Source organism: Companilactobacillus allii (assembly GCF_001971585.1).
GTDB lineage: Bacteria > Bacillota > Bacilli > Lactobacillales > Lactobacillaceae > Companilactobacillus > Companilactobacillus allii.
In genome coordinates, this window is record NZ_CP019323.1 from 1443695 (window position 1) to 1465355 (window position 21661).

The 21661-nt window shown below is 36.4% G+C and carries 16 protein-coding genes; 9 read left to right on the forward strand and 7 right to left on the reverse strand.

Annotation, left to right across the window (positions count from 1 at the left end; all coding sequences use genetic code 11):
- Window positions 1–27: 27 nt before the first annotated feature.
- The 7 genes from BTM29_RS07010 to whiA all read left to right on the forward strand — a co-directional run bounded on the left by BTM29_RS07010 (window position 28) and on the right by whiA (window position 10555).
- The gene (locus tag BTM29_RS07010; protein WP_083685952.1) at window positions 28–1317 is read left to right on the forward strand and encodes an alkaline phosphatase family protein; all 1290 of its coding nucleotides are present in this window, start codon (window positions 28–30) and stop codon (window positions 1315–1317) included.
- Window positions 1314–2561 carry an MFS transporter gene (locus tag BTM29_RS07015; RefSeq protein ID WP_076615288.1) on the forward strand — a complete coding sequence of 416 codons (1248 nt, stop codon included), beginning with the start codon at window positions 1314–1316 and terminating at the stop codon, window positions 2559–2561. The genes BTM29_RS07010 and BTM29_RS07015 overlap by 4 nt, the downstream gene beginning before the upstream one ends.
- A gap of 110 nt (window positions 2562–2671) precedes the next feature.
- A complete protein-coding gene (uvrB, locus tag BTM29_RS07020; RefSeq protein ID WP_076615292.1) occupies window positions 2672–4681 on the forward strand; it encodes an excinuclease ABC subunit UvrB in 2010 nt (669 codons plus the stop codon).
- Between the two features lie 2 nt (window positions 4682–4683).
- Window positions 4684–7560, forward strand: a complete 2877-nt coding sequence (gene uvrA / locus BTM29_RS07025) for an excinuclease ABC subunit UvrA (RefSeq protein WP_076615295.1) — start codon at window positions 4684–4686, stop codon at window positions 7558–7560.
- A 127-nt stretch (window positions 7561–7687) separates the two neighbouring features.
- Entirely contained in the window at window positions 7688–8602 is a 915-nt protein-coding gene (gene rapZ, locus BTM29_RS07030; protein ID WP_076615299.1) for an RNase adapter RapZ, read from the forward strand.
- Window positions 8589–9623 (forward strand): gluconeogenesis factor YvcK family protein, encoded by a 1035-nt coding sequence (locus tag BTM29_RS07035; RefSeq protein ID WP_076615303.1) that lies wholly within the window; start codon window positions 8589–8591, stop codon window positions 9621–9623. The genes rapZ and BTM29_RS07035 overlap by 14 nt, the downstream gene beginning before the upstream one ends.
- Window positions 9623–10555, forward strand: a complete 933-nt coding sequence (gene whiA / locus BTM29_RS07040) for a DNA-binding protein WhiA (protein WP_076615307.1) — start codon at window positions 9623–9625, stop codon at window positions 10553–10555. The genes BTM29_RS07035 and whiA overlap by 1 nt, the downstream gene beginning before the upstream one ends.
- A gap of 178 nt (window positions 10556–10733) precedes the next feature.
- Here whiA and BTM29_RS07045 read toward each other — a convergent pair whose 3' ends face one another.
- From BTM29_RS07045 to BTM29_RS07075, 7 genes are all read right to left on the reverse strand, one after another.
- Entirely contained in the window at window positions 10734–11846 is a 1113-nt protein-coding gene (locus BTM29_RS07045; RefSeq protein WP_076615311.1) for an ABC transporter permease, read from the reverse strand.
- Window positions 11846–12568 carry an ABC transporter ATP-binding protein gene (locus tag BTM29_RS07050; protein WP_076615315.1) on the reverse strand — a complete coding sequence of 241 codons (723 nt, stop codon included), beginning with the start codon at window positions 12566–12568 and terminating at the stop codon, window positions 11846–11848. Before BTM29_RS07050 ends, BTM29_RS07045 begins: the two co-directional genes overlap by 1 nt.
- Window positions 12569–12783: 215 nt before the next feature.
- The gene (locus tag BTM29_RS07055) at window positions 12784–14490 is read right to left on the reverse strand and encodes a hypothetical protein (protein ID WP_076615319.1); all 1707 of its coding nucleotides are present in this window, start codon (window positions 14488–14490) and stop codon (window positions 12784–12786) included.
- A gap of 18 nt (window positions 14491–14508) precedes the next feature.
- Window positions 14509–15891, reverse strand: a complete 1383-nt coding sequence (locus BTM29_RS07060; RefSeq protein WP_076615323.1) for a DHA2 family efflux MFS transporter permease subunit — start codon at window positions 15889–15891, stop codon at window positions 14509–14511.
- A 256-nt stretch (window positions 15892–16147) separates the two neighbouring features.
- Window positions 16148–16735 (reverse strand): ATP-dependent Clp endopeptidase proteolytic subunit ClpP, encoded by a 588-nt coding sequence (gene clpP / locus BTM29_RS07065; protein WP_076615326.1) that lies wholly within the window; start codon window positions 16733–16735, stop codon window positions 16148–16150.
- A 170-nt stretch (window positions 16736–16905) separates the two neighbouring features.
- Window positions 16906–18030 (reverse strand): acyltransferase family protein, encoded by a 1125-nt coding sequence (locus BTM29_RS07070; RefSeq protein WP_076615330.1) that lies wholly within the window; start codon window positions 18028–18030, stop codon window positions 16906–16908.
- Between the two features lie 86 nt (window positions 18031–18116).
- A complete protein-coding gene (locus BTM29_RS07075; RefSeq protein ID WP_076615335.1) occupies window positions 18117–18992 on the reverse strand; it encodes a LysR family transcriptional regulator in 876 nt (291 codons plus the stop codon).
- 126 nt (window positions 18993–19118) lie between these two features.
- On the opposite strand from BTM29_RS07075, the gene BTM29_RS07080 reads away from it, so the two are divergent.
- Together BTM29_RS07080 and mdcA are read left to right on the forward strand one after the other, a co-directional pair.
- Window positions 19119–20027 carry an ACP S-malonyltransferase gene (locus BTM29_RS07080; RefSeq protein WP_076615338.1) on the forward strand — a complete coding sequence of 303 codons (909 nt, stop codon included), beginning with the start codon at window positions 19119–19121 and terminating at the stop codon, window positions 20025–20027.
- Entirely contained in the window at window positions 20020–21660 is a 1641-nt protein-coding gene (gene mdcA / locus BTM29_RS07085; RefSeq protein ID WP_076615341.1) for a malonate decarboxylase subunit alpha, read from the forward strand. The genes BTM29_RS07080 and mdcA overlap by 8 nt, the downstream gene beginning before the upstream one ends.
- Window position 21661: the final 1 nt, after the last annotated feature.

Genomic DNA, 21661 nt, shown 5'->3' on the forward strand with positions numbered 1-21661 from the left:
TCACATATGAGAGCGAGGGGTTTTATTTTGACAACAAATAAACATATGGTAGTAATCTCCCTAGATTCATTAGGATTTAGAGATATTCGCGAACATCAAGAGGAATTACCAACATTAAATGAGTTAGTTAACTCTGGAACATGGGTCAAGTCAGTTACTGGTATTTATCCGACATTGACCTATCCATCACATACCACAATCGTTACGGGACAATATCCCAATGTCCATGGAATTGTTAACAATACAAAGATTCAACCAGATCGTAGATCACCTGACTGGTATTGGTATCAAAAAGATGTTAAATCAACGACTTTGTATGATTTGGCACGTCAAAAGAAGATGACTACTGCAGCATTTTTGTGGCCAGTTACTGCTGGAAGTAAGATCAATTATAATTTGGCAGAAATCTTCCCTAATCGAATTTGGACTAATCAAGTTCTGGTTTCATTAAAGGCTAGTTCACCATTATTCTTACTAGAAATGAATCATAAATATGGAAAATTAAGAAACGGTATAAAACAACCACAATTGGATGATTTCATTACTGCTTGTGCAGTGGATACGATCGAAAATAAAAAGCCTAACTTAACTTTGTTACATTTGGTCGATATGGATAGTATGCGCCATCGCTATGGAGTGCGTTCTACTGAAGCAATCCAAGCACTACATAGACTAGATGCACATGTTGCTCAAGTTATTGAGGCAACTAAAAAGGCAGGAACATTTTACGATACTAACTTTGTAATATTAGGTGACCATTATCAAATAAACGTTGATACTATGATACATTTGAATACATTGTTTGCCCACAAGGGATGGTTGACACCAAAGGATGATCAAACGTATGAGAAAGATTGGCGAGTAATGGCCAAAACTTGTGATGGTTCAACTTATATTTATACACGAGACTTTAATGATAAAGATGAACTAGAAAAGTTGATCAGTGAGGTTGAAGGAGTCGAGAAAGTTTATCCACGCTATCGCGCTATTGAACGTGGTGCTGATCCGGCATGTACATTTATGGTTGAAGCAAAGGAAGGGGATTATTTCACTGACGAAAGTAGTCGCAGTGAGGTAGTGGAAAAGGTTGATCCTGATACATTGGGACAAGCTGACCGTTATCATGGTGTTCATGGTTATGATCCTGACAAACCAGATTATCAAACGACTATTTTGTTCAATGGTCCTGCTGTAAATGAAGGACAAACAGTTGAGCATGCTAATTTAGTTGATGAAGCACCAACATTTGCACGTTTATTAGGTCTTGAGTTTAAAGAAGAGATTGCTGGTAAATGTATTAAGGGAGTTATTAAATGAGATTTAATAAACAACAATGGAGTTGGATTTTCTATGATTGGGCTAATTCTGGTTATGGAATCATTGTTACAACTGCGGTTTTACCAGTATATTTTAAAGCCGTTGCTCAAGGTAATGGTGTAAGTGCCGCCAACTCGACTGCGTATTGGGGTTATGCCAATAGTTTTGGTACATTATTAGTGTCTATTTTGGCTCCTGTATTGGGAGCATTGGCAGATTATCCTGGTTATAAAAAGAGGATGCTGAATATCTTTGCACTTGTCGGTGTAGTTATGACACTCTTGTTAAGTGTTGTACCGACTAGTCAGTGGTCATGGTTATTGGTAGTATATATTCTATCTATCATAGGGTATTCTGGTGGTAACTTATTCTATGACAGTTTCTTGACTGATGTTTCTGATAATAAAGATATGGATAAAGTATCGTCATATGGATATGGATTCGGTTATTTAGGCGGAGTTTTAGCATTTATATTATTCCTTATACTTCAATTAACAAGTGGATTTGGGATGTTATCGAGTTATGGAGTAGCAAAGTGGAGTTTTGTATTGGCAGCTGTTTGGTGGATAATTTTTTATATTCCCTTAATTAGAAATGTAAAACAAGTCTACTCTGTGAAGGCTAATGCACACCCTATCACCTCCAGCTTTAAACGAGTGTTAGAAACGTTGAAACACATTAAGAAGTATAAAGCAGTAGCGTGGTTTCTAGTTGCGTATTTCTTCTATATTGATGGGGTCGATACCATTTTTACTATGGCGACTTCGATTGGTATGGATATGGGTATAACAACGACCACGTTGATGTTAGTATTACTAGTTGTTCAGTTAGTGGCATTTCCATTCTCGATTCTTTATGGGTGGTTAGCTGATAAAACATCAACTAGGACTGGTATCTTCATTGGTATAATTTTGTATTTAGGAATTTGTCTGTACGCATTGAAGTTAACTACCGTGACTGATTTTTGGATTTTAGCTGTGTTAGTTGGAACTAGTCAAGGTGGTATTCAAGCTTTGAGTCGTTCTTACTTTGGTAGATTAATTCCTAAAGAATCAGGTAGTGAGTTTTTTGGATTCTATAATATTCTAGGTAAATTCTCAGCCGTTATGGGTCCTGTATTGGTTGGAATAGTGACGCAAATCACTGGTAAATCAACAATTGGTGCAGCATCGTTGAGTATTCTCTTTTTGATTGGCCTTGTAATATTTAGTTATTTACCTAAGCTTTCAAAAGTAAAAATATAGCGAAAGTACGTTCGGTATGTTAATATAAAGGCAATATATTTGTGCCTAACGCAAATTACATCTAATTCGTTGAGTTAGGTGTATTTTTTGGCTTTATGGAGGATGAATTCTTGATAGATAGAGTAGACGATAATAAGTTTGATTTGGTTTCTAAATATTCACCAGCGGGGGATCAACAACAGGCAATTGACAAAATTACCAATGATTTCAAAGCTGGGGATAAAGAGGTCATACTTGAGGGAGCAACTGGTACTGGTAAGACTTTTACAATGGCAAATGTTATTAAAAATTTGAATAAACCAACGTTGATTCTTTCCCATAATAAAACTTTGGCGGGACAGTTGTATGGTGAGTTCAAAGAGTTCTTTCCTAACAACGCTGTTGAATACTTTGTTAGTTATTATGACTATTATCAACCTGAAGCTTATGTTCCATCTAGTGATACTTATATTGAAAAGGACTCAAGTATTAATGATGAAATAGACAAACTACGTCATTCTGCCACTAGTTCATTGTTAGAGCGAAATGATGTGATCGTTGTAGCCTCAGTTTCTTGTATATTTGGTTTAGGTGATCCTAAAGAATATTCTGACAGTATTATTTCATTGCGGGTTGGTCAGGAGATAGGTCGTAATGAGTTACTTGAAAAGTTAGTGGATAATCAATTTGAACGTAATGATATTGACTTTCAACGTGGACGTTTCCGTGTACGTGGGGATGTTGTGGATATCTTCCCAGCTTCACGTGATGACAATGCTATTCGTGTGGAATTTTTTGGTGATGAAATTGATCGAATCGTTGAAATGGACGCTTTAACTGGTGAAATAAAAGGCCAAATGGACCATATCGGTATTTTTCCAGCTACTCACTTTATGATCAGTGATTCCAAAATGGAAGATGCGCTGGATCGTATCCAAAAGGAAATGGATATACAAGTAGCACAATTTACCAAAGAAGGTAAGTTACTTGAAGCTCAACGTATTAAACAACGTACTGAATATGATATTGAAATGATGCGTGAGATGGGTTATACATCTGGAATTGAGAATTATTCTCGTCATATGGAAGGACGTGCTGAAGGTGAACCACCTTTCACATTGATAGATTTCTTCCCCAAGGACTTTAATATTATGGTTGATGAATCCCACGTTACTATGCCACAAGTTCGTGGTATGTATAATGGTGATCGTGCCAGAAAGCAAATGTTGGTCAACTATGGATTCCGTTTACCTAGTGCACTAGATAATCGTCCGTTAAAACTAGAAGAGTTTGAAAAGCACGTTAATCGTATTCTTTACGTTTCAGCTACACCGGGTCCTTATGAGATGGATAGAACAGATCATTTGGCTACTCAGATCATTCGACCAACTGGACTATTAGATCCAAGAATCGAGGTTCGTCCTATAATGGGACAGATCGATGATTTAGTTGGAGAGATCAATGATCGAGTTGAAAAACATGAACGTGTTTTTGTCACAACATTGACTAAGAAAATGGCAGAAGATTTAACTGATTATTTCAAAGATCTGGGTATTAAAGTTAGATATTTACATAGTGATATCAAAACATTGGAGCGTACAAAAATAATTCGTGATCTACGTCTTGGTAAGTTTGACGTGTTGATCGGTATTAATTTGTTGCGTGAAGGTATTGATGTTCCCGAAGTTTCATTGATTGCTATTTTGGATGCTGATAAAGAAGGATTCTTACGTTCAGAAAGATCTCTTGTTCAAATTATCGGACGTGCATCTCGTAATGAACATGGTAAGGTTATCATGTATGCTGATTCTATAACGGAATCAATGAAAGGTGCCATTTCTAAGACGAAGCATCGTCGTGAGTTGCAAGAGAAGTTTAATGAAGAACATAACATCACTCCTACAACTATTGTTAAGCCGATTCGTGATGCAATTTCAATGTTCCAAAAAGTTGATAATACAGCGTCTGAATCTGAAAAAATAGATGATGATTTGAAATTTGAGGATATGTCGAAAAAGGAACAAAAGGACTTACTCAAAAACTTACAAGAACAAATGGAAGCTGCAGCTTCAAAACTAGACTTTGAAGCCGCTGCTAATTTGCGTGATACAATTCTAGATTTAAAGGCGGAAATGAAGTAATTATGTTAAACGATAAAATTGTAATTCACGGAGCTCGTGCACATAATCTCAAAAATGTGGACGTTACAATTCCGCGTGATAAATTAGTAGTAATGACTGGATTATCTGGATCTGGTAAGAGTTCTCTAGCGTTTGATACGTTATATGCTGAAGGACAAAGACGTTATGTTGAAAGCTTGTCGTCTTATGCTAGACAATTTTTGGGACAGATGGATAAGCCTGATGTTGATTCGATCGATGGGTTAAGTCCAGCTATATCAATTGACCAAAAAACCACTTCAAAAAACCCTAGATCAACTGTTGGTACTGTTACAGAGATCAATGATTATCTTCGCTTGTTGTGGGCTCGTGTTGGGACGCCGATTTGTCCAAACGATGGGACAGTTATCACTAGTCAATCAGCACAACAGATGGTTGATGCTGTATTGAAGCTTGATGAGGGAACTAAGTTACAAGTTCTTTCTCCAGTTATCCGTGCTAAAAAAGGTCAACACAAAAAGGCACTAGCTCAAATTCAAAAGCAAGGTTATGTAAGAATTAGAGTTGATGGTGAAATTCATGATATAAGTGAAGATATTGAACTCGACAAGAATAAGAAGCATGATATTGATGTCATTGTTGATAGAATTGTTATTAATGATCATATCAAGTCACGTTTGTTTGATTCCGTAGAAGCAGCGCTTCGTTTGTCAGATGGATATATGAACATTGATGTTATTGGTAAAGAGGCAATGGTCTTCTCTGAAAAGAATGCTTGTCCAATATGTGGTTTCACTGTTGGTGAACTTGAACCTAGATTGTTCTCATTTAATGCTCCTTTTGGTGCTTGTGACAACTGTGATGGTTTAGGAATCAAGCTAGAAGTCGATATTGATTTGGTGATTCCTGATCAATCTAAGACTTTGAAACAAGGCGCAATTCTACCTTGGAATCCTATTAGTTCACAATATTATCCAGCAATGCTAGAGCAAGCATGTAATGAATTCAAGATAGATATGGATACACCATTTGAAAAAATGTCAGAACATGATAAGAATATTGTGCTCTATGGCTCAGATGGTAAGAACTTTCATTTTCATTATGAGAATGACTTTGGTAATGTCCGTGATGTTGATGTGCCATTTGAGGGAGTAATTCCTAATATCAATCGTCGTTATCACGAAACAAGTAGTGATTTCACACGTGAAGTTATGCGTAAGTACATGACAGAGTTAACTTGTCCAGTTTGTCATGGTAAGAGATTGAATCGTAAGGCACTTGCTGTAAAGGTAGATGGTCAAGATATTGCTGATGTTTCGGCTATGTCAATTAAAAATGAACTTCCATTCTTTAAAGAAATAACTTTAGGTGAACAAAATACAGTTATTGCTAAGCCGATATTGAAAGAGGTCAAAGATCGTCTGTCTTTCTTGATCAATGTTGGTTTGGATTATTTAACTTTGTCACGTTCTGCCGGCACATTATCCGGTGGTGAGGCGCAAAGAATCCGTTTAGCAACACAGATCGGTTCTAATTTATCCGGAGTTATGTATATTCTTGATGAACCCTCTATTGGACTTCATCAACGTGATAATAATCGTTTGATTAGTTCGTTAAAGAAGATGCGGGACCTAGGTAATACTTTGATTGTTGTTGAGCATGATGAAGACACTATGTTAGCAGCTGATTACTTGATAGATGTTGGACCTGGTGCAGGTGAAAAGGGTGGACAGATTGTGGCTGCCGGAACTCCTAAGCAAGTTATGCGCAGCAAAAAGTCTCTAACTGGACAATATTTGTCTGGCAAAAAATTTATTCCAGTGCCACTGGACCGTAAAGCTGGTAGTGGAGATTATATTGAGGTTTTTGGTGCAGCAGAGAATAATCTGAAGAAGATAAATGTTAAGTTCCCATTGGGCAAGTTCATTTCTGTTACAGGTGTATCTGGATCAGGTAAATCAACGTTAGTAAATACGATACTCAAACGTGCTTTGGCACAAAAGATGAATCGTAATTCACATAAACCAGGTAAGTATAAGAAGATAACTGGCTATGATAAGTTAGAGAAGATGATAGCTATTGATCAAAGTCCTATCGGTAGAACACCTAGAAGTAATCCAGCAACTTATACTGGTGTCTTTGATAATATCCGTGATTTATTTGCTCAAACAAATGAAGCCAAGCTTCGTGGTTATAAAAAGGGTAGATTTTCATTCAATGTCAAAGGTGGACGTTGTGAGAATTGTCATGGTGACGGAATCATTAAAATTGAAATGAATTTCTTGCCTGACGTTTATGTACCTTGTGAAGTTTGTCATGGTACGCGCTATAACTCAGAGACTCTTGAAGTTACATATAAAGATAAAAATATTGCTGAAATTTTGGATATGAAGGTTGAAGATGCACTTGTATTCTTCAATAACATTCCAAAGATAAGACGTAAGTTGCAGACTATAGTGGATGTTGGTCTTGGATATGTCTCAATGGGACAATCCGCCACACAGTTATCTGGTGGTGAGGCTCAACGTATGAAGCTTGCTTCAGAATTATATAAGAAATCTTCTGGACACAATTTCTATATTCTTGATGAGCCAACAACAGGATTGCATACTGACGATATCAAACGATTATTGGCAGTTTTGCAACGTCTTGTAGATGAAGGTAATACTGTTTTGGTTATTGAACATAACTTGGATGTTATCAAATCATCTGATTGGGTCATTGACCTTGGACCAGAAGGTGGAGAAGGTGGTGGACAAGTTGTTGCCACTGGTACACCTGAAGATATCTGTGAGGTTAAAGAAAGTTACACTGGTCAATATTTGAAGCCAGTGTTAGAACGTGATACTAAACGTACAATTGATGCTGAAGAGAAATCTAAAGTAAAAACTGCAAAATAGGTATACAAAAAATACAACCATAATTGGCTGTATTTTTTTTGTGTCTAAAAGTTAAAGCTATTCAAGGATTTTGAAATGACACGCCAGGAGTGTTGTGGTATGCTTATATCTGAATGCGAGGTGCACTATGTCAAAAGACATGCTAAGTTTGGTGATCGTAACTGGTATGAGTGGTGCTGGTAAGACTGTAGCAATGCAATCTTTCGAAGATCTGGGATATTTTTGTATTGATAATATGCCACCGAATCTTCTTCCCAAGTTTTGGGAACTAGTCCATGAATCTGGAACGATAAAAAAAGTTGCATTGGTTGTGGATATTCGCTCCCGTGCATTTTATGATGAAATTTTTTCTATGATTTCTCAAATGGATGAAGATGAACAAGAGAAGCAACAAAAAGTTGATATGAAGATCTTGTTTTTAAATGCTTCGGATGAAGAGCTAGTTTCGCGATATAAAGAGACTCGTCGGAGTCACCCTCTAGCAATGGAAGGGCGTTTACTTGATGGAATTCATAAGGAACGTGAGTTACTTTCTGAGATAAGAGGCCGTGCTCAAGTAGAAATTGAAACAACTGATTTAACTCCAAGGCAACTTCGTGAAGAAATATTTAATAACTTCCAAGAGAGTACTAATACTCCGGTATTTCATATTGAAGTTATGTCGTTTGGATTTAAGTATGGTTTGCCGATAGATGCTGATATAGTAATGGATGTCAGATTTTTGAAGAATCCATATTATATTGACGATCTTAAAGCCAAAACAGGTATGGATAAACCAGTATATGATTATGTGATGGATGATCCAGTAACTAAGAATTTCTATCAGAAATTGTATGATTTATTAAAAGATATTATTCCTGGATATGAAAAAGAAGGGAAAACAAGCCTAACTATTGCCATTGGGTGTACTGGCGGACAACACAGATCCGTTGCCATTGCCCAGAAGTTAGGAACAGATCTTAGTGACAACTACTACGTCGATATCACGCATCGTGATATGGACAAATCGCAAAAGAAGGTAATTGAAGATGCCAACAAATAGGATAGTTCGTGTTGTAAAGGGACGTCGTCCAAAAGTAGTTGTTATAGGTGGGGGAACTGGTTTACCAGTTGTATTAAACAGTTTAAGAAATAAAGATGCAGATATCACAGCTATTGTGACCGTTGCCGATGATGGTGGTTCGTCTGGTGTATTAAGAGATTACATCAACGTTGTTCCACCTGGGGACATTAGAAACGTTCTTGCATCTTTGTCAGATTTACCAAAGGTCGATTTGGATGTTTTCCAATATCGATTTAATAGTGACGATGACTTCTTCTCTGGTCATGCCATTGGTAATCTAATTATTGCTGCATTATCTGAAATGTCACCTAATATTTTTGACGCAGTTCAAGAATTATCCAAAATGATGCGTGTTGATGGCCGAGTGTATCCAGCAAGTAACACGAAGTTGACCTTGAATGCGGAGTTCACTGATGGAACTACGATATCAGGTGAACATGAAATAACTCACTCAGGTAAGCACGTTAAGCGTGTCTGGGTAACTAACTCAGATGAGCCAGACAAGACACCACAGTCGCTTTTACCAGTCGTAGCTTCAATTATGCAAGCAGATGTCGTGGTACTTGGACCTGGTAGTTTATTTACAAGTATTCTTCCTAATCTTATGATTGGAGACCTTGGTGAGGCAGTCCGTCAGACGCCTGCTGAAGTGGTCTATATTTGTAATATTATGACTCAGATCGGTGAGACTGAAGGTTTCACTGATGCTGACCATGTTAATGTTTTGAATGAACATTTGGGTGGTAACTTCGTCGATACTGTACTTGTTAATACAAGACATGTCCCAGAAGGTTATATGGATCATAAGAAGTATGATGAATATGTCAGTCAAGTAAAATCGGATTTCCCAAGTTTGAGAAATATGGGATGTCGTGTTATTTCAGATGACTTCTTATCACTACATGATAATGGAGCCTTTCATGATGGAACTAAAATTGGTCGTGAAATTTTGAATTTGGCATTTCAAGCCGGAAATAGAAAAAATGAGGTGAGACACTAGTGGCTTCTTACGCAAGTGAAGTAAAAAAGGAACTCACTGGTTTAGAAGTTCATCCCGAACATGCCCGTGTAGAGCTATCTGCTTTACTGAGAATGAATGGTTCATTAAGTTTATACAACCATCAATTTGTTCTAACGGCGCAAACGGAGAATCCTGCGATTGCTCGTAGGATTTTTTCACTCATTAAATTGCGTTATGGGATGGAATCAGAACTATTAGTTCGTAAAAAAATGAAGTTAAAAAAGAACAATCAATATCTTGTTCGTCTTAAACATGATACAAATAAAGTCTTACAGGACTTAGGTATTTTGGATGAGACTGGTTTATCGATCAATACTGATGTACCCGAAGATATTCTTGATGAAGATCAAAGGATGCGCTCATATCTACGTGGAGCATTTCTAGCTACAGGTAGTGTCAATAACCCAGAGACATCAAGATATCATTTGGAAATTTACTCATTATACGAGACACACAATGATGGAATCGCTCAGATGATGAATCATTTTAATTTGAATGCTCGAGTTACACAACGCAGAAATGGCTATATTGTTTATTTGAAGGAAGCAGAAAAAATTGCTGACTTCTTACAAGTAATTGGGGCCACTAATGCAATGTTAAAATTCGAAGATATTAGAATCGTGCGTGACATGCGTAATTCAGTTAATCGTTTGGTAAACTGTGAGAACGCTAATATTAATAAGACAGTCGCAGCAGCACAAAGACAAGTTGATAATATTAAGCATCTTCAAAGTACAGTTGGCTTAGATTCTTTGCCAGCTAAGTTACAAGAAATCGCCGTATTAAGACTTGAGAACCCAGATGTTTCATTAAAAGAGCTCAGTGAAATGGTACCAAGTGGTGCCATTTCAAAGTCAGGTATTAACCATAGACTACGTAAGCTTAATCAAATCGCTGAAGAAGCCGTGTAGGATAAATGAGAGTGTGAAAATGCACGGATAATTTTCGAGCATTAACGTAAATAATTTCGGTATTCACGGAAGTGAATATCGGAATTATTTTTGTTAAGCGGAAAAAATTGTGCATTTTCACACGTTTTCACTGCAAGTTTGAGTAGAAAAATTTCCGCGTGTTATTACACTCTTTTAATTAAACCTTACGATAACGTCTCAAACCAACGATATTTAAGATAGTTAATACTACTAAAATCCCCAGCAGAACAGATATATCAAACCCCAATGACCAGATACTTGTGCCTTTCATAATGATATCTGACACAGCATCACCGGAATATTTAATAGGGATGACATATGAAATATCACTGACCCATTTGGCCATGGAATCCAACGGAACGATTCCGGAGAAGAATACTTGAGGAATAACCACAATGGGAATGAATTGCATCATTTGAAATTCTGATTTGGCAAAAGTCGAAAGTAAAATACCAAATGCTAGAGCTACCAAGGCTAAGATTAAGTTGATTATGATAACTGAGATTATGTTACCTTTAATTTGAATCCCTAACATCCATACAGTAGCAAGGACAATAATCACAGTTTGAACGACTGCAAGGATTCCGTAACTCAACATATATCCAAAGACGATTTCAAAACGTTTGACTGGAGTAGCCAATAATCGATCTAGTGTTCCACTTGTACGTTCTTTGAGAAGAGCCATCCCAGAAATTAAGAATACGAAGAAGAATACAAAGAATCCCATTAATACTGGAAGGATTTTGTCAAAGAATCCAGTATCCTTGTTACCATAAACGTAGTGATTAGTTATTTTTGGCGTTGAAATTTTTGTATTTATTGGAACAGTTTGTCCGGTTAGTTTGGCCAAGGCTGTAGTAGTTGTCACAAGCTGTTTCTTCATTTTACTGACGTTGGTTTTGGTCATTGAAGCATTGAAAACTTGTTTAACAGCAGCAGTTTTAGTTGAATCGGTATTAGCATAAGTTAAGTCATAATTGTCATTCTTTTTTTGAATGATGGCATCAATTGTGTCGTTATTCAAAGCCCTTTTAGCAGCTTTTTTATTACTGTATTTATAAACATCCACATGTTTCATATCATTTACATTATTATATAAAGCACTTGGTAAATCTACGGTGGCAATGTTCACATTAGTGGATGAGTTAGAGTTGAAAATGAAACTCAATAACAATAAAATCACGACCGGTGCAATAAACATTAGTGCTAGTGTCCTTTTATCTCTTATGAGTTCTTTTAGAACTCTAGTCATAATTGCAATTGTACGCATTATTCAACACCCTCAGCTTTCAAGAATACATCTTCAATTGAATCAACCTTGTATTGCATTTTTAATACATCTGGTTTATCAAACGCCATTACTTTGCCATCTAATAATAGTGCCACACGATCACATAATTCTGCTTCATCCATGACGTGTGTTGTTATCAGGATGCTGCGACCTTCGTCTCTAATACTGGATAATTCTTTCCATATTTGGCGGCGAAGTGCGGGATCGATACCGACGGTTGGTTCATCTAAAATCAATAACTTTGGATTTCCAAGTAGGGCGATAGCAAGTGAAAGACGTCTCATCATGCCACCTGAATAACCACTGACACGTTTATTTAAGTCATCTTTTAAATCAACAACGCTAGCAACGTGTTCAATTTCGTTATTTAATTCTGACTTTTTAAGCCCTTTCATTTTGGCATAAAAGATAAGATTCTCTTTACCACTTAGTGCGTCGTATAGGGCGTCTGTTTGTGCCATATAGCCAATATTTGCCAGCAATTGTCTATTGGGCATTGTTTTGTCAAAGACAGTAGCGATACCACCATCAGTAACTTCCATGCCCAAAGTGGTTTTAATTACAGTAGACTTACCAGCCCCAGAAGGTCCGATCAATCCGACTATTTCACCAGAAAGAACATCTAAATTAACATCTTTTAGAACAGTTTGATTACCGAATTTTTTTACAAGATGTTTTAGACTGATCATTGTATTTTCCATGTGGGTATCTCCTCAAAAAGCTTTTTAATGAGTGATTGGTCACTCACCTTTCAAAAACAATAATAGCATGCTTAAATTAATTGTCAATACAAAGAGCGTGACAGAATACGTTCAGTTTTCATATATAAGCCAAAAAACGATATTTACGTGAGTAAATATCGCTTTTTAGATTTAAATTGAGAGAATTGTATTTTGACACGCGTTTTCACTGAAATTTACGATCTATAAATAACATAACCAATCAGTGCAATGAAAAGAACAAATGAAAACCAAATCATATATGGATAAATATGAGGATAATAACTGGCTACAGAAATATTAACAGTGTTAGCTTTTGAAGGGTTATAAATAGCTATGAATCCTAAGTCGTCAGTGGTCCATTTAACTGACTTGTTGTTTACTTTGATGTCATATTTAAGTGATGAATAGCCGAATATTGGTAATTGGACATTGCCACGTTTGATGTTTTTGCCACGATAATTAACACTGTTTGTCGTAGAGCTAGTTTTCTTTAGATTTGTTGTTTTGTTATTTTGACTAGCAGTGTGATGAATCAATAAATTCTGAACTTCAGGTGAAAGAAATTGGCCATTTGAGTTAGGATCAATAGCAACTTTATCTGGAGCATAATCAGGTATCAGAGTTCGTAGTATTTTCTCACTGTTGATGCCACTGGAAGTGAGTTTAACATCTGTATTAGGTGATAGATCAGTCTTTGTTTTGGCAGTCATAGTTGTTAAAGTAGTTCCGTGATTATAGATATAGTTTGTCGTGACTTGTATTGCTGCTGACAAGGAGAGTATAGACATCAATACTAGGATATACTTACTAGTTTGAGCCTTGAAGTTCTCTAATAACAAAATAATTGGGACGATACCTAAAAATAGAGCAAATCTCCAACTTGATTCTTGGAAGTTATTGAGAATCGGAATGTGATTAAAAATTGCCCAAGGAGTTAAATCAGTGCTAAATATTACTAGAACTGATTCCACTAATAACCAAGGAAGAAGTTTGTTTGTTTTTTTCTTATCGAATCCAACCAATACTATCAACAACACAATCAATGATAAAGTTGAAAAACTGGTTTTGGCATTCCATTTAACATTGGTGAATAGTATTGATATTGGGTCAGCAATCACATTCCCCTTACCAAATGGTGGCAATAGTCCAGTTTTTGAAATAGTCATTAGTCGATAGATTAATGGAAGACACAATACCACAGCGATTAATCCTGAAATAACTAGGTTAATAAAGGGAATAAGGGTTCTATTTTTAATTGAACAAACAATTAAGAAGACACCTGCGACCATGGAGATCGCAACGGCACTCAATAAATGTGAATTGATAACTATAGTCATTAAAAGTCCGACTTTAATTGCCAGAATATAGTCAATTCTTTTACTTTCGAGAATATCTTTAAAAGTAAAGATCAGTGGAAAAGAAAAGGCTAGAACAATTGCCACTCCCGGTTGAAACTCGGTTGTAATGCCTCTAAGAACAGCACCAGAATACGTATATATCAATGCTGCCATACTTGAATTCAAACTGCTGTAGCGCTTATTTAAAGATAAAAATGTTACAACAAAAGTCATCATCGCAATCATAACTTTTATAGCGATGATTTGATGAATTGGAGATAACATATCTGTAATAAAAATAAATGGCCAAAGTGTGAAATCAGGATACATACCATTGACAGCTTGACCTGAAGAAAAGAAGGTATCAAAGTTCAACCAACTTGGTAAATTACCGTTAATAAAAGCTTGGCGGATTTCATAAATTCTTTGCGTGTGGAAAAAAGTATCACTTCCAGCAATCATATAATTAAGATGAAATTGCCAAAGCATCCAGATGATGATTGAGATAAAGAACAGTAAAATAACTGAAATAGTTTTTTTGTTAATATGATTTTGAGTATTCATGTTTCTCCCCAATGAAGATTAGTTTTCTTTATTCTTGATCAATAGAGCAAATATGAAGCCGACAATCGCCATTGCACAGAAGAATCCGAATACATAATGATAACCAATTAATCCAAGGTTGGGTGATAACCCGTGATTTTGATTGGCAGTGACAAGAATCAATGTCGCAAGTGAAACACCTAGTGATCCTAGTAATTGTCTGACGGTAGTAATTATTGCAGTTCCATGTGGAATTAAACTTTCAGGAAGGGAATTACCACCAAGAGTAGTTGCCGGCATCATAACAAAGGCATTACCACCTTCTATTAGCATGGCAATGAGGATCATTGGTAGTAAGCCTAACTTAGTATTTAATACAAACAATAACATCCAACCAAGTACTATCATTGACATACCTGATATCAGTGTCTTCTTGAAACCGATTTTATCGGCTAGTTTACCAGTTAGTGGATTGAGAATACTGAGAAGGATTGCTGGTGGAACTAATGCCAATCCAGAGACTAGAACAGAAGTATGTAATATGTTTTGATAATAAAGTGGATAAATTATTGTCACAACAATAAGTGAGATATAAGAGAATCCCGTTAGCAAAACGGAAAGGTCAAAGTTGAAATTCTTCATGACCTTTAGGTCTAGTAATGGTTGATCCTTAGTTAATTGACGATGAACAAATAATACGGATAGGATTAAGCTGACGACAAACAAAATAATTAGGTTTGTAGATAGGCTATGCTGGCTTCCGGCTTGATTTACAACATAGAGTAAGCCGATTATTCCTAATAGATAAATAATTGACAGTGAGTCTAATTTCACCTTTTGACGAGGCATAACGTCTTTGATATAGATTAATCCTGTAATAAAAATGACGATCATTATTAGTAGAAAAATAACGAATAATCCTTGCCATTGTAGAAAGTTTAGAACAATACCAGAAATAATGGGTCCAGATGCCAAGGCAGATCCCATGACTAATCCGGCGAACCCCATAGTTGTACCACGTTGTTCTTCAGGAGTGATGGTCAAAAGGACTGATTGAAACGATGGGAAAAGTATCCCGACACCAACTGCTTCCAAAGCTCTACCAAGCATTGCCATGGCAAAATTTTGAGCGATAATAATGATGAATGTTCCAATTGCAAATATAGCCACGACACTTAAAAATATCTTTTTGAATGAGATATTGTTAAGTAGCCAGGGACTGATCGGCATCATGATACTCATTATTAACATGAATCCAGTTGTTAACCATTGAATGGTTGGTGCACTAACACCGAAAAATTTCATTAATGTTGGGTAAGCAGTCGATAATGATGATTGACTGATGGACATTGTGAATGTACCCGATAGAAGTGTAATGATAAAAAGCTTGCGCTTAAGTTTATTGTTAATTGTGTTTTCCATATATTTAACCTCCAATAATTAGAATAAACTTATTTCTATTTCTCGTCCATTCAGTATGATATACGTGATGTTAAGTTGCCTTGAATTTTTAAAGGCTTAAAGAGATTGGTGCTTGTCTTGAATGTTACTCAAACTTGTAGCGCAAACGCGAGCTAAGACACAATTTCTTCCGTATAACGCAAAAAAATGGTCTTCACTTTCGTGAAGGCCATTTTTTAGTGTTATTACTCGGAAATTAACCGTGTCTTAGCTCGCTCTATTTTGCGGGGCTATTTGTCATGATTTCATCAATCAAACCGTAATCTTTGGCTTCTTGTGATGTCATGTAATTGTCACGATCGGTATCCTTTTGAAGTTTTTCAAATGATTGACCGGAGTTATCAGCTAACATGTGGTTCAATCTCTTTCTTGTCTTCAAAATCTCTTGGGCAGCAATTTCAATTTCTGTTTGTTGACCTTGAGCACCACCTAATGGTTGGTGAATAAGGATTGTTGAATTTGGTAGGGCAAAACGTTTGCCTTTTGTACCTGATGAAAGGATAACTGAACCCATTGAGGCTGCTAATCCAGTTGCGATTGTTGTAACATCAGATTTAACGAAATTCATTGTATCAACAATAGCCAATCCGTCGGTAACTGAACCACCGGGTGAGTTGATATACATTGAAATATCTTTCTCTGAGTCTTGAGCATCAAGGAATAGTAATTCAGCAATAACTGTATTAGCCATTTGGCTGTTAACTTCACCTGATAACATAATAATTCTATCTTTTAGTAATCTTGAATAAATATCATAGGCACGTTCGCCACGTGAGCTTTGTTCAATAACTGTAGGAACTAACATAAACTGCCTCCTAATTAATTAGTACTTTTTGTTTTAGCACTCTTAATAGTACAGTGCTAATTTAGCATACAATTGGTATCGGGTCAACAAACAAACCTCGAAATATAAAAATAAATAAGATTTGTGTGATAACTTTTTTCATTATCGCACAAATCTTATTTTTTTAAGCATTATTTGACCTGTTCTACAACTTCTTTAGAAGAGAATCCACTCTTAACACGTGCCCAAATAATGTGGAAAGTGTAAGCAGATGTGAATGCCAAGCACCATGTAATTAAGTAACAAACGATAATGGCAACTAGGGGATGGTCTAAGGCAAGATTATGTCCAAAGATTCTCCAGATAATTTGGAACCAGAATACGTTTGATAGATATGCACGGTATGCATAAATGGCTAAGAAATGAAATACAGGTAAAGCTTTGGAATTGTTACGTAAGTGATGCATTGATAATGCAGCAACTAAACCAATAACTAGTAGTGCATAAAGTGTCATTGATGGTTTGTAGTAAGGGGCATTTGTCAATTGAACTGGGAATCCGAAGGCTGACAATTCGCTATTTGTCCAATAATAAACAGCAATAATTGCGATGACTAGAATAATCCAAGTTTTCTTGAGGAATGTTTCGAATTGTTCACGATAAACCCAGGCAATAACACCAAAAATCCCGTAAATAACAAAACTTACAAATAATCTATCTAACAAGTACCAATTAGTAGCCTGTGGGCCATGGAATACGTTGGAATCATAGAAGAAAATCCATGCCGCATAACCAACAATAGTCAATCCAATTGCCCAAAATGCATTAGTAACACTTCTTTTGACCCAGTGACCTAGTGCCCAGAAGAATGGCATTAAAATAATGAACTGTAACATCATAGTGTTATACCACAGATGAGGTGCAGCATTACCATTTATAAAATGCCACAAAAAACTAGCAACTCCATTGAATTTGTTAACTTGTTGAACATCTGGAAATACTACTAGATATGCAAGTGTCCACCAGATCGTAGGTACAAAAAGAGCAGACCATTGTTTCTTCATGTATCCGCCATAGTTACTCCATGTATTATCACCAGTAGTTCTGGTAGTAGTGTATAAAATACCAAAAATAAAGGCTGGTGCCGTGAATTTGACTAAGTTATAGATAATTCCAATGATAGATTGGGCATTATCAGGTGGATTAGTGCTGAGAACAACACCAAGGACAGTCTGCATCATAACGGCAGTACAAGCAAAGACCTTCATGTAGTCACCAACATCGGCTGGTCTTGTATTGTCTAATCTTGAATTCATTTAGTTTTTCCCCTTTTATTTGATTGTGAGATCAACAAAAGGATTTCTTATTTGTTAATATAATCGCTTCCAAAATAAAATGCAACTTAAATTTTTAATTCTGATCTTTGAAAACTCAAAAATAACTTGATTAATTCGTTACTTATTTCCCTTTGAATATCAGTTAAGTTCATAGACGGTGAGCTTAGAAAAATGGTGCGTTGCAAGGGTTCTGGAGTAAGTCTGGCTAGTTGGACCTGAGAATCTATAGTCTGCCAAGTTACTGATGGTATAAAACTTAACCCGATTCCAGCTTCAATCAAGCCTCGAATAGTAGCTGGATCGTCAGTTTCATACATATAGTTCAAAGAAATGCCACGGTCATTAAAATATTTATCAGTGGTATTTCGTAATGGATTATTTTTGGTCAAACCAACAAACTTCTCATCTTTGACTTCTTTGGGATCGATGAATTCTTTGGTATATCCAAATTTTGAATTCCAACCAACGAATATTTCTTCTTTTAATACAGGTACATTCGTTAGGTCCTTTAATGGATGACTAGTAACTATAAAGTCAAATTGTTTAAAATCAGCCTCTCTAACAGTGTGCTGGGCGATACTTAGTCGCACGTTAGGGAACTTATCTTTGATATTTCCTACAATACTGGGAATAAAGGGGGAAGCAACTTCCATCAGTATTGAGATGGGTTGTTCTGAATTATCAACACCACCTTGAACAGCGTTTATTCCTCTATCTAATTCCTTTAAGCTGTCATTAACATAGCTGAAGAACAATCTTCCAGCACGATTTAACTTTAAGGTGCGACCAGTTCTGTCGAATAACTGCACATGTAATTCATCTTCTAGTTGTCTAATTGTTTTACTAACTGCAGGTTGAGAAATATAGAGGATCTCAGCGGCCTTAGTGATACTTTCTTGATTGGCTACGATGGCAAAACACTTTAATTGTGTCAGGTTCATTTTATCCACTCCAATTCATAACTATTTGGTTATGTACCATTCAATTTATGTATTATACACGCTTACTTTATCCTTTTATACTGTGATTGTGAGATCAGTGAAAAAGGATGATCTGGAGGTGAATATATGCGTACTTTATGGATATTCCCAGGACAAGGTGGACAACGTCCTGGAATGTTAAGTAATGTACCACGGGATTTGTTGACTAAGGTCAAAGACTTGACCGGTGTGACGTTAAATGATGACGAAGAATCTTATAAAGATTCTATACAGATTCAATTAGGTATTTTAATTTTACAGCTACAAAACATTAGACAATTAAAGTCTATTGAAGAAGTTCCTGATGTTGTTGCAGGTCACTCTTTAGGGGTGTTTGGAGCAGCAGTTGCCGCTGGGGTTTTAACTGAAGAAGATGCAATTAAAACTGTTTTTCTTCGTTCTACTAAAATGAAAGAGGCTTATCCAGTTGGATACGGCATGGGTGCAATAGTTGGATTAACTAGAAAGGAAGTTACTTCCTTAGTTGAAAAGGCTAATTTACCTGATGTTTATGTATCAAACCAAAATTCTGAGTTACAGACAGCATTGTCTGGATCCTTAGATGGTATCAACAAGATTTTGGCTTTAGCAAAAGATAATGGAGCTCAAAAGGCTGTGATCTTAAAGGTACCAAATCCGTCTCATTCACCATTAATGCAATCGGCAGCAACTGCTTTGGATAGTGCATTTGAAACAATCGATCTAAAGAAACCCAAGTGTACTTATTTAACTAATTACAATGGGCATGCTGTACAAAGTGTTGATGAGGTCAAAAAGGACATGGTCAATAATCTGATATATCCAGTTTATTGGGACACGATGATGAGTGTTGCTAGTGAACTAGGTATTGATACAACGGTAGAAGTAATGCCGGGACATGCATTCACCAAATTGATTCACACCAAATTTCCTGATCTGAGAAATATTACCATGAGTGAAATGGGAATTGATGATACTGAATTTCTATTAAAAAAATGGAGGAAAATAAATGACTAACAGAAGTTGGACTACACATCGTGATGCAAAAAACGCTAAGTTAGAAAAAATTGCACCAATGATGGATGGTAAATTTGTAAAAACAGAAAACGCTAAGGAATTGTTGGAGAACCTTATAACTCCTGGCGACAAAGTTGTATTGGAAGGGGATAACCAAAAACAAGCTAGTTTCTTGTCAAAGGTTTTGGCCTCAGTTGATCCAGAAAAAGTTCATGACTTACATATGATCATGTCTAGTGTTTCACGTCCTGAACATTTGGATATTTTTGAAACAGGTATTGCTAGTAAATTGGACTTTTCATTTGCTGGACCACAAAGTACTCGTATTTCCCAAATGATTGCTGACGGAACAATGAATGTCGGTGATATCCATACATATCTTGAATTATATGCACGTCTATATGTTGATTTGATTCCAAACGTTGTCTTAGTTGCTGCTGATAAGGTTGATCATGATGGTAATCTTTATACTGGCGCTAATACTGAAGAGACACCTGTTATTGTTGAATCAGCAGCATTTAAAGATGGTATTGTTATCGTTCAAGCTAATGAGATCGTTGATAAAGTTCCACGTGTTGATATTCCTGGTGATTGGGTTGATGTTGTTGTTCAAGCCGACCAACCATATCAGTTGGAACCACTATTCACACGTGATCCACAAAATATTACTGAACTACAAATTCTTATGGGTATGATGGCTATTCGTGGTATTTATGAGAAGCATAATGTACAAACAGTTAACCATGGTGTTGGATTTAATACTGCAGCTATTGAATTACTGCTTCCTACATATGGTGAACAACTAGGCTTGAAGGGTAAGATCGTTCCTAACTGGGAAGTTAACCCTACACCTACATTGATTCCTGCTATTGAAAGTGGCTGGGTCAAGACTATTCATTCATTCGGTGGAGAAGTTGGTATGGAGAACTATATCGCTCACCGTCCTGATATCTTCTTTGTTGGTAAAGATGGAACTATGAGATCTAACCGTGCTTTTGGTCAGATGGCTGGTCAATATGCACTTGACATGTTCGTTGGTTCAACTTTACAAATTGATAAATATGGTAATTCTTCAACTGTTACAAATGGTCGTTTATCTGGATTCGGTGGTGCTCCTAACATGGGAAGTAACCCAACAGGACGTCGTCACTCAACACCAGCATGGCAAAGTCTTAGACCAGATAATGATCCATTAGGCAAAGGACAAAAGTTAGTCGTACAAATGGTTGAAACATTTGGTTCAAATAAGAAACCTGTCTTTGTTGATCATTTGGATGCTGAAGAAGTTAGAGGAGAAGCTAAGTTAGCTAATGTTCCTATCATGATTTATTCAGAAGATACTACTCATATCGTTACTGAAGAAGGTATTGCATACTTGTACAAGACAGATAGCATGGCTGAAAGACAAGCCGCTATCGAAGCCATTGCCGGAGTTACACCAGTTGGATTGAGAAGTAATCCTAAACAATTAGCTGATTTACGTGCACGTGGTATTGTTGCATTGCCAGAAGATTTACATGTACATCGTAACGAAGCTAAGCGTTCACTTCTTGCCGCACAAACAATGGATGACTTAGTAAGTTGGTCAGATGGACTATACAATCCACCAGCTAAATTCAGAAGTTGGTCATAAA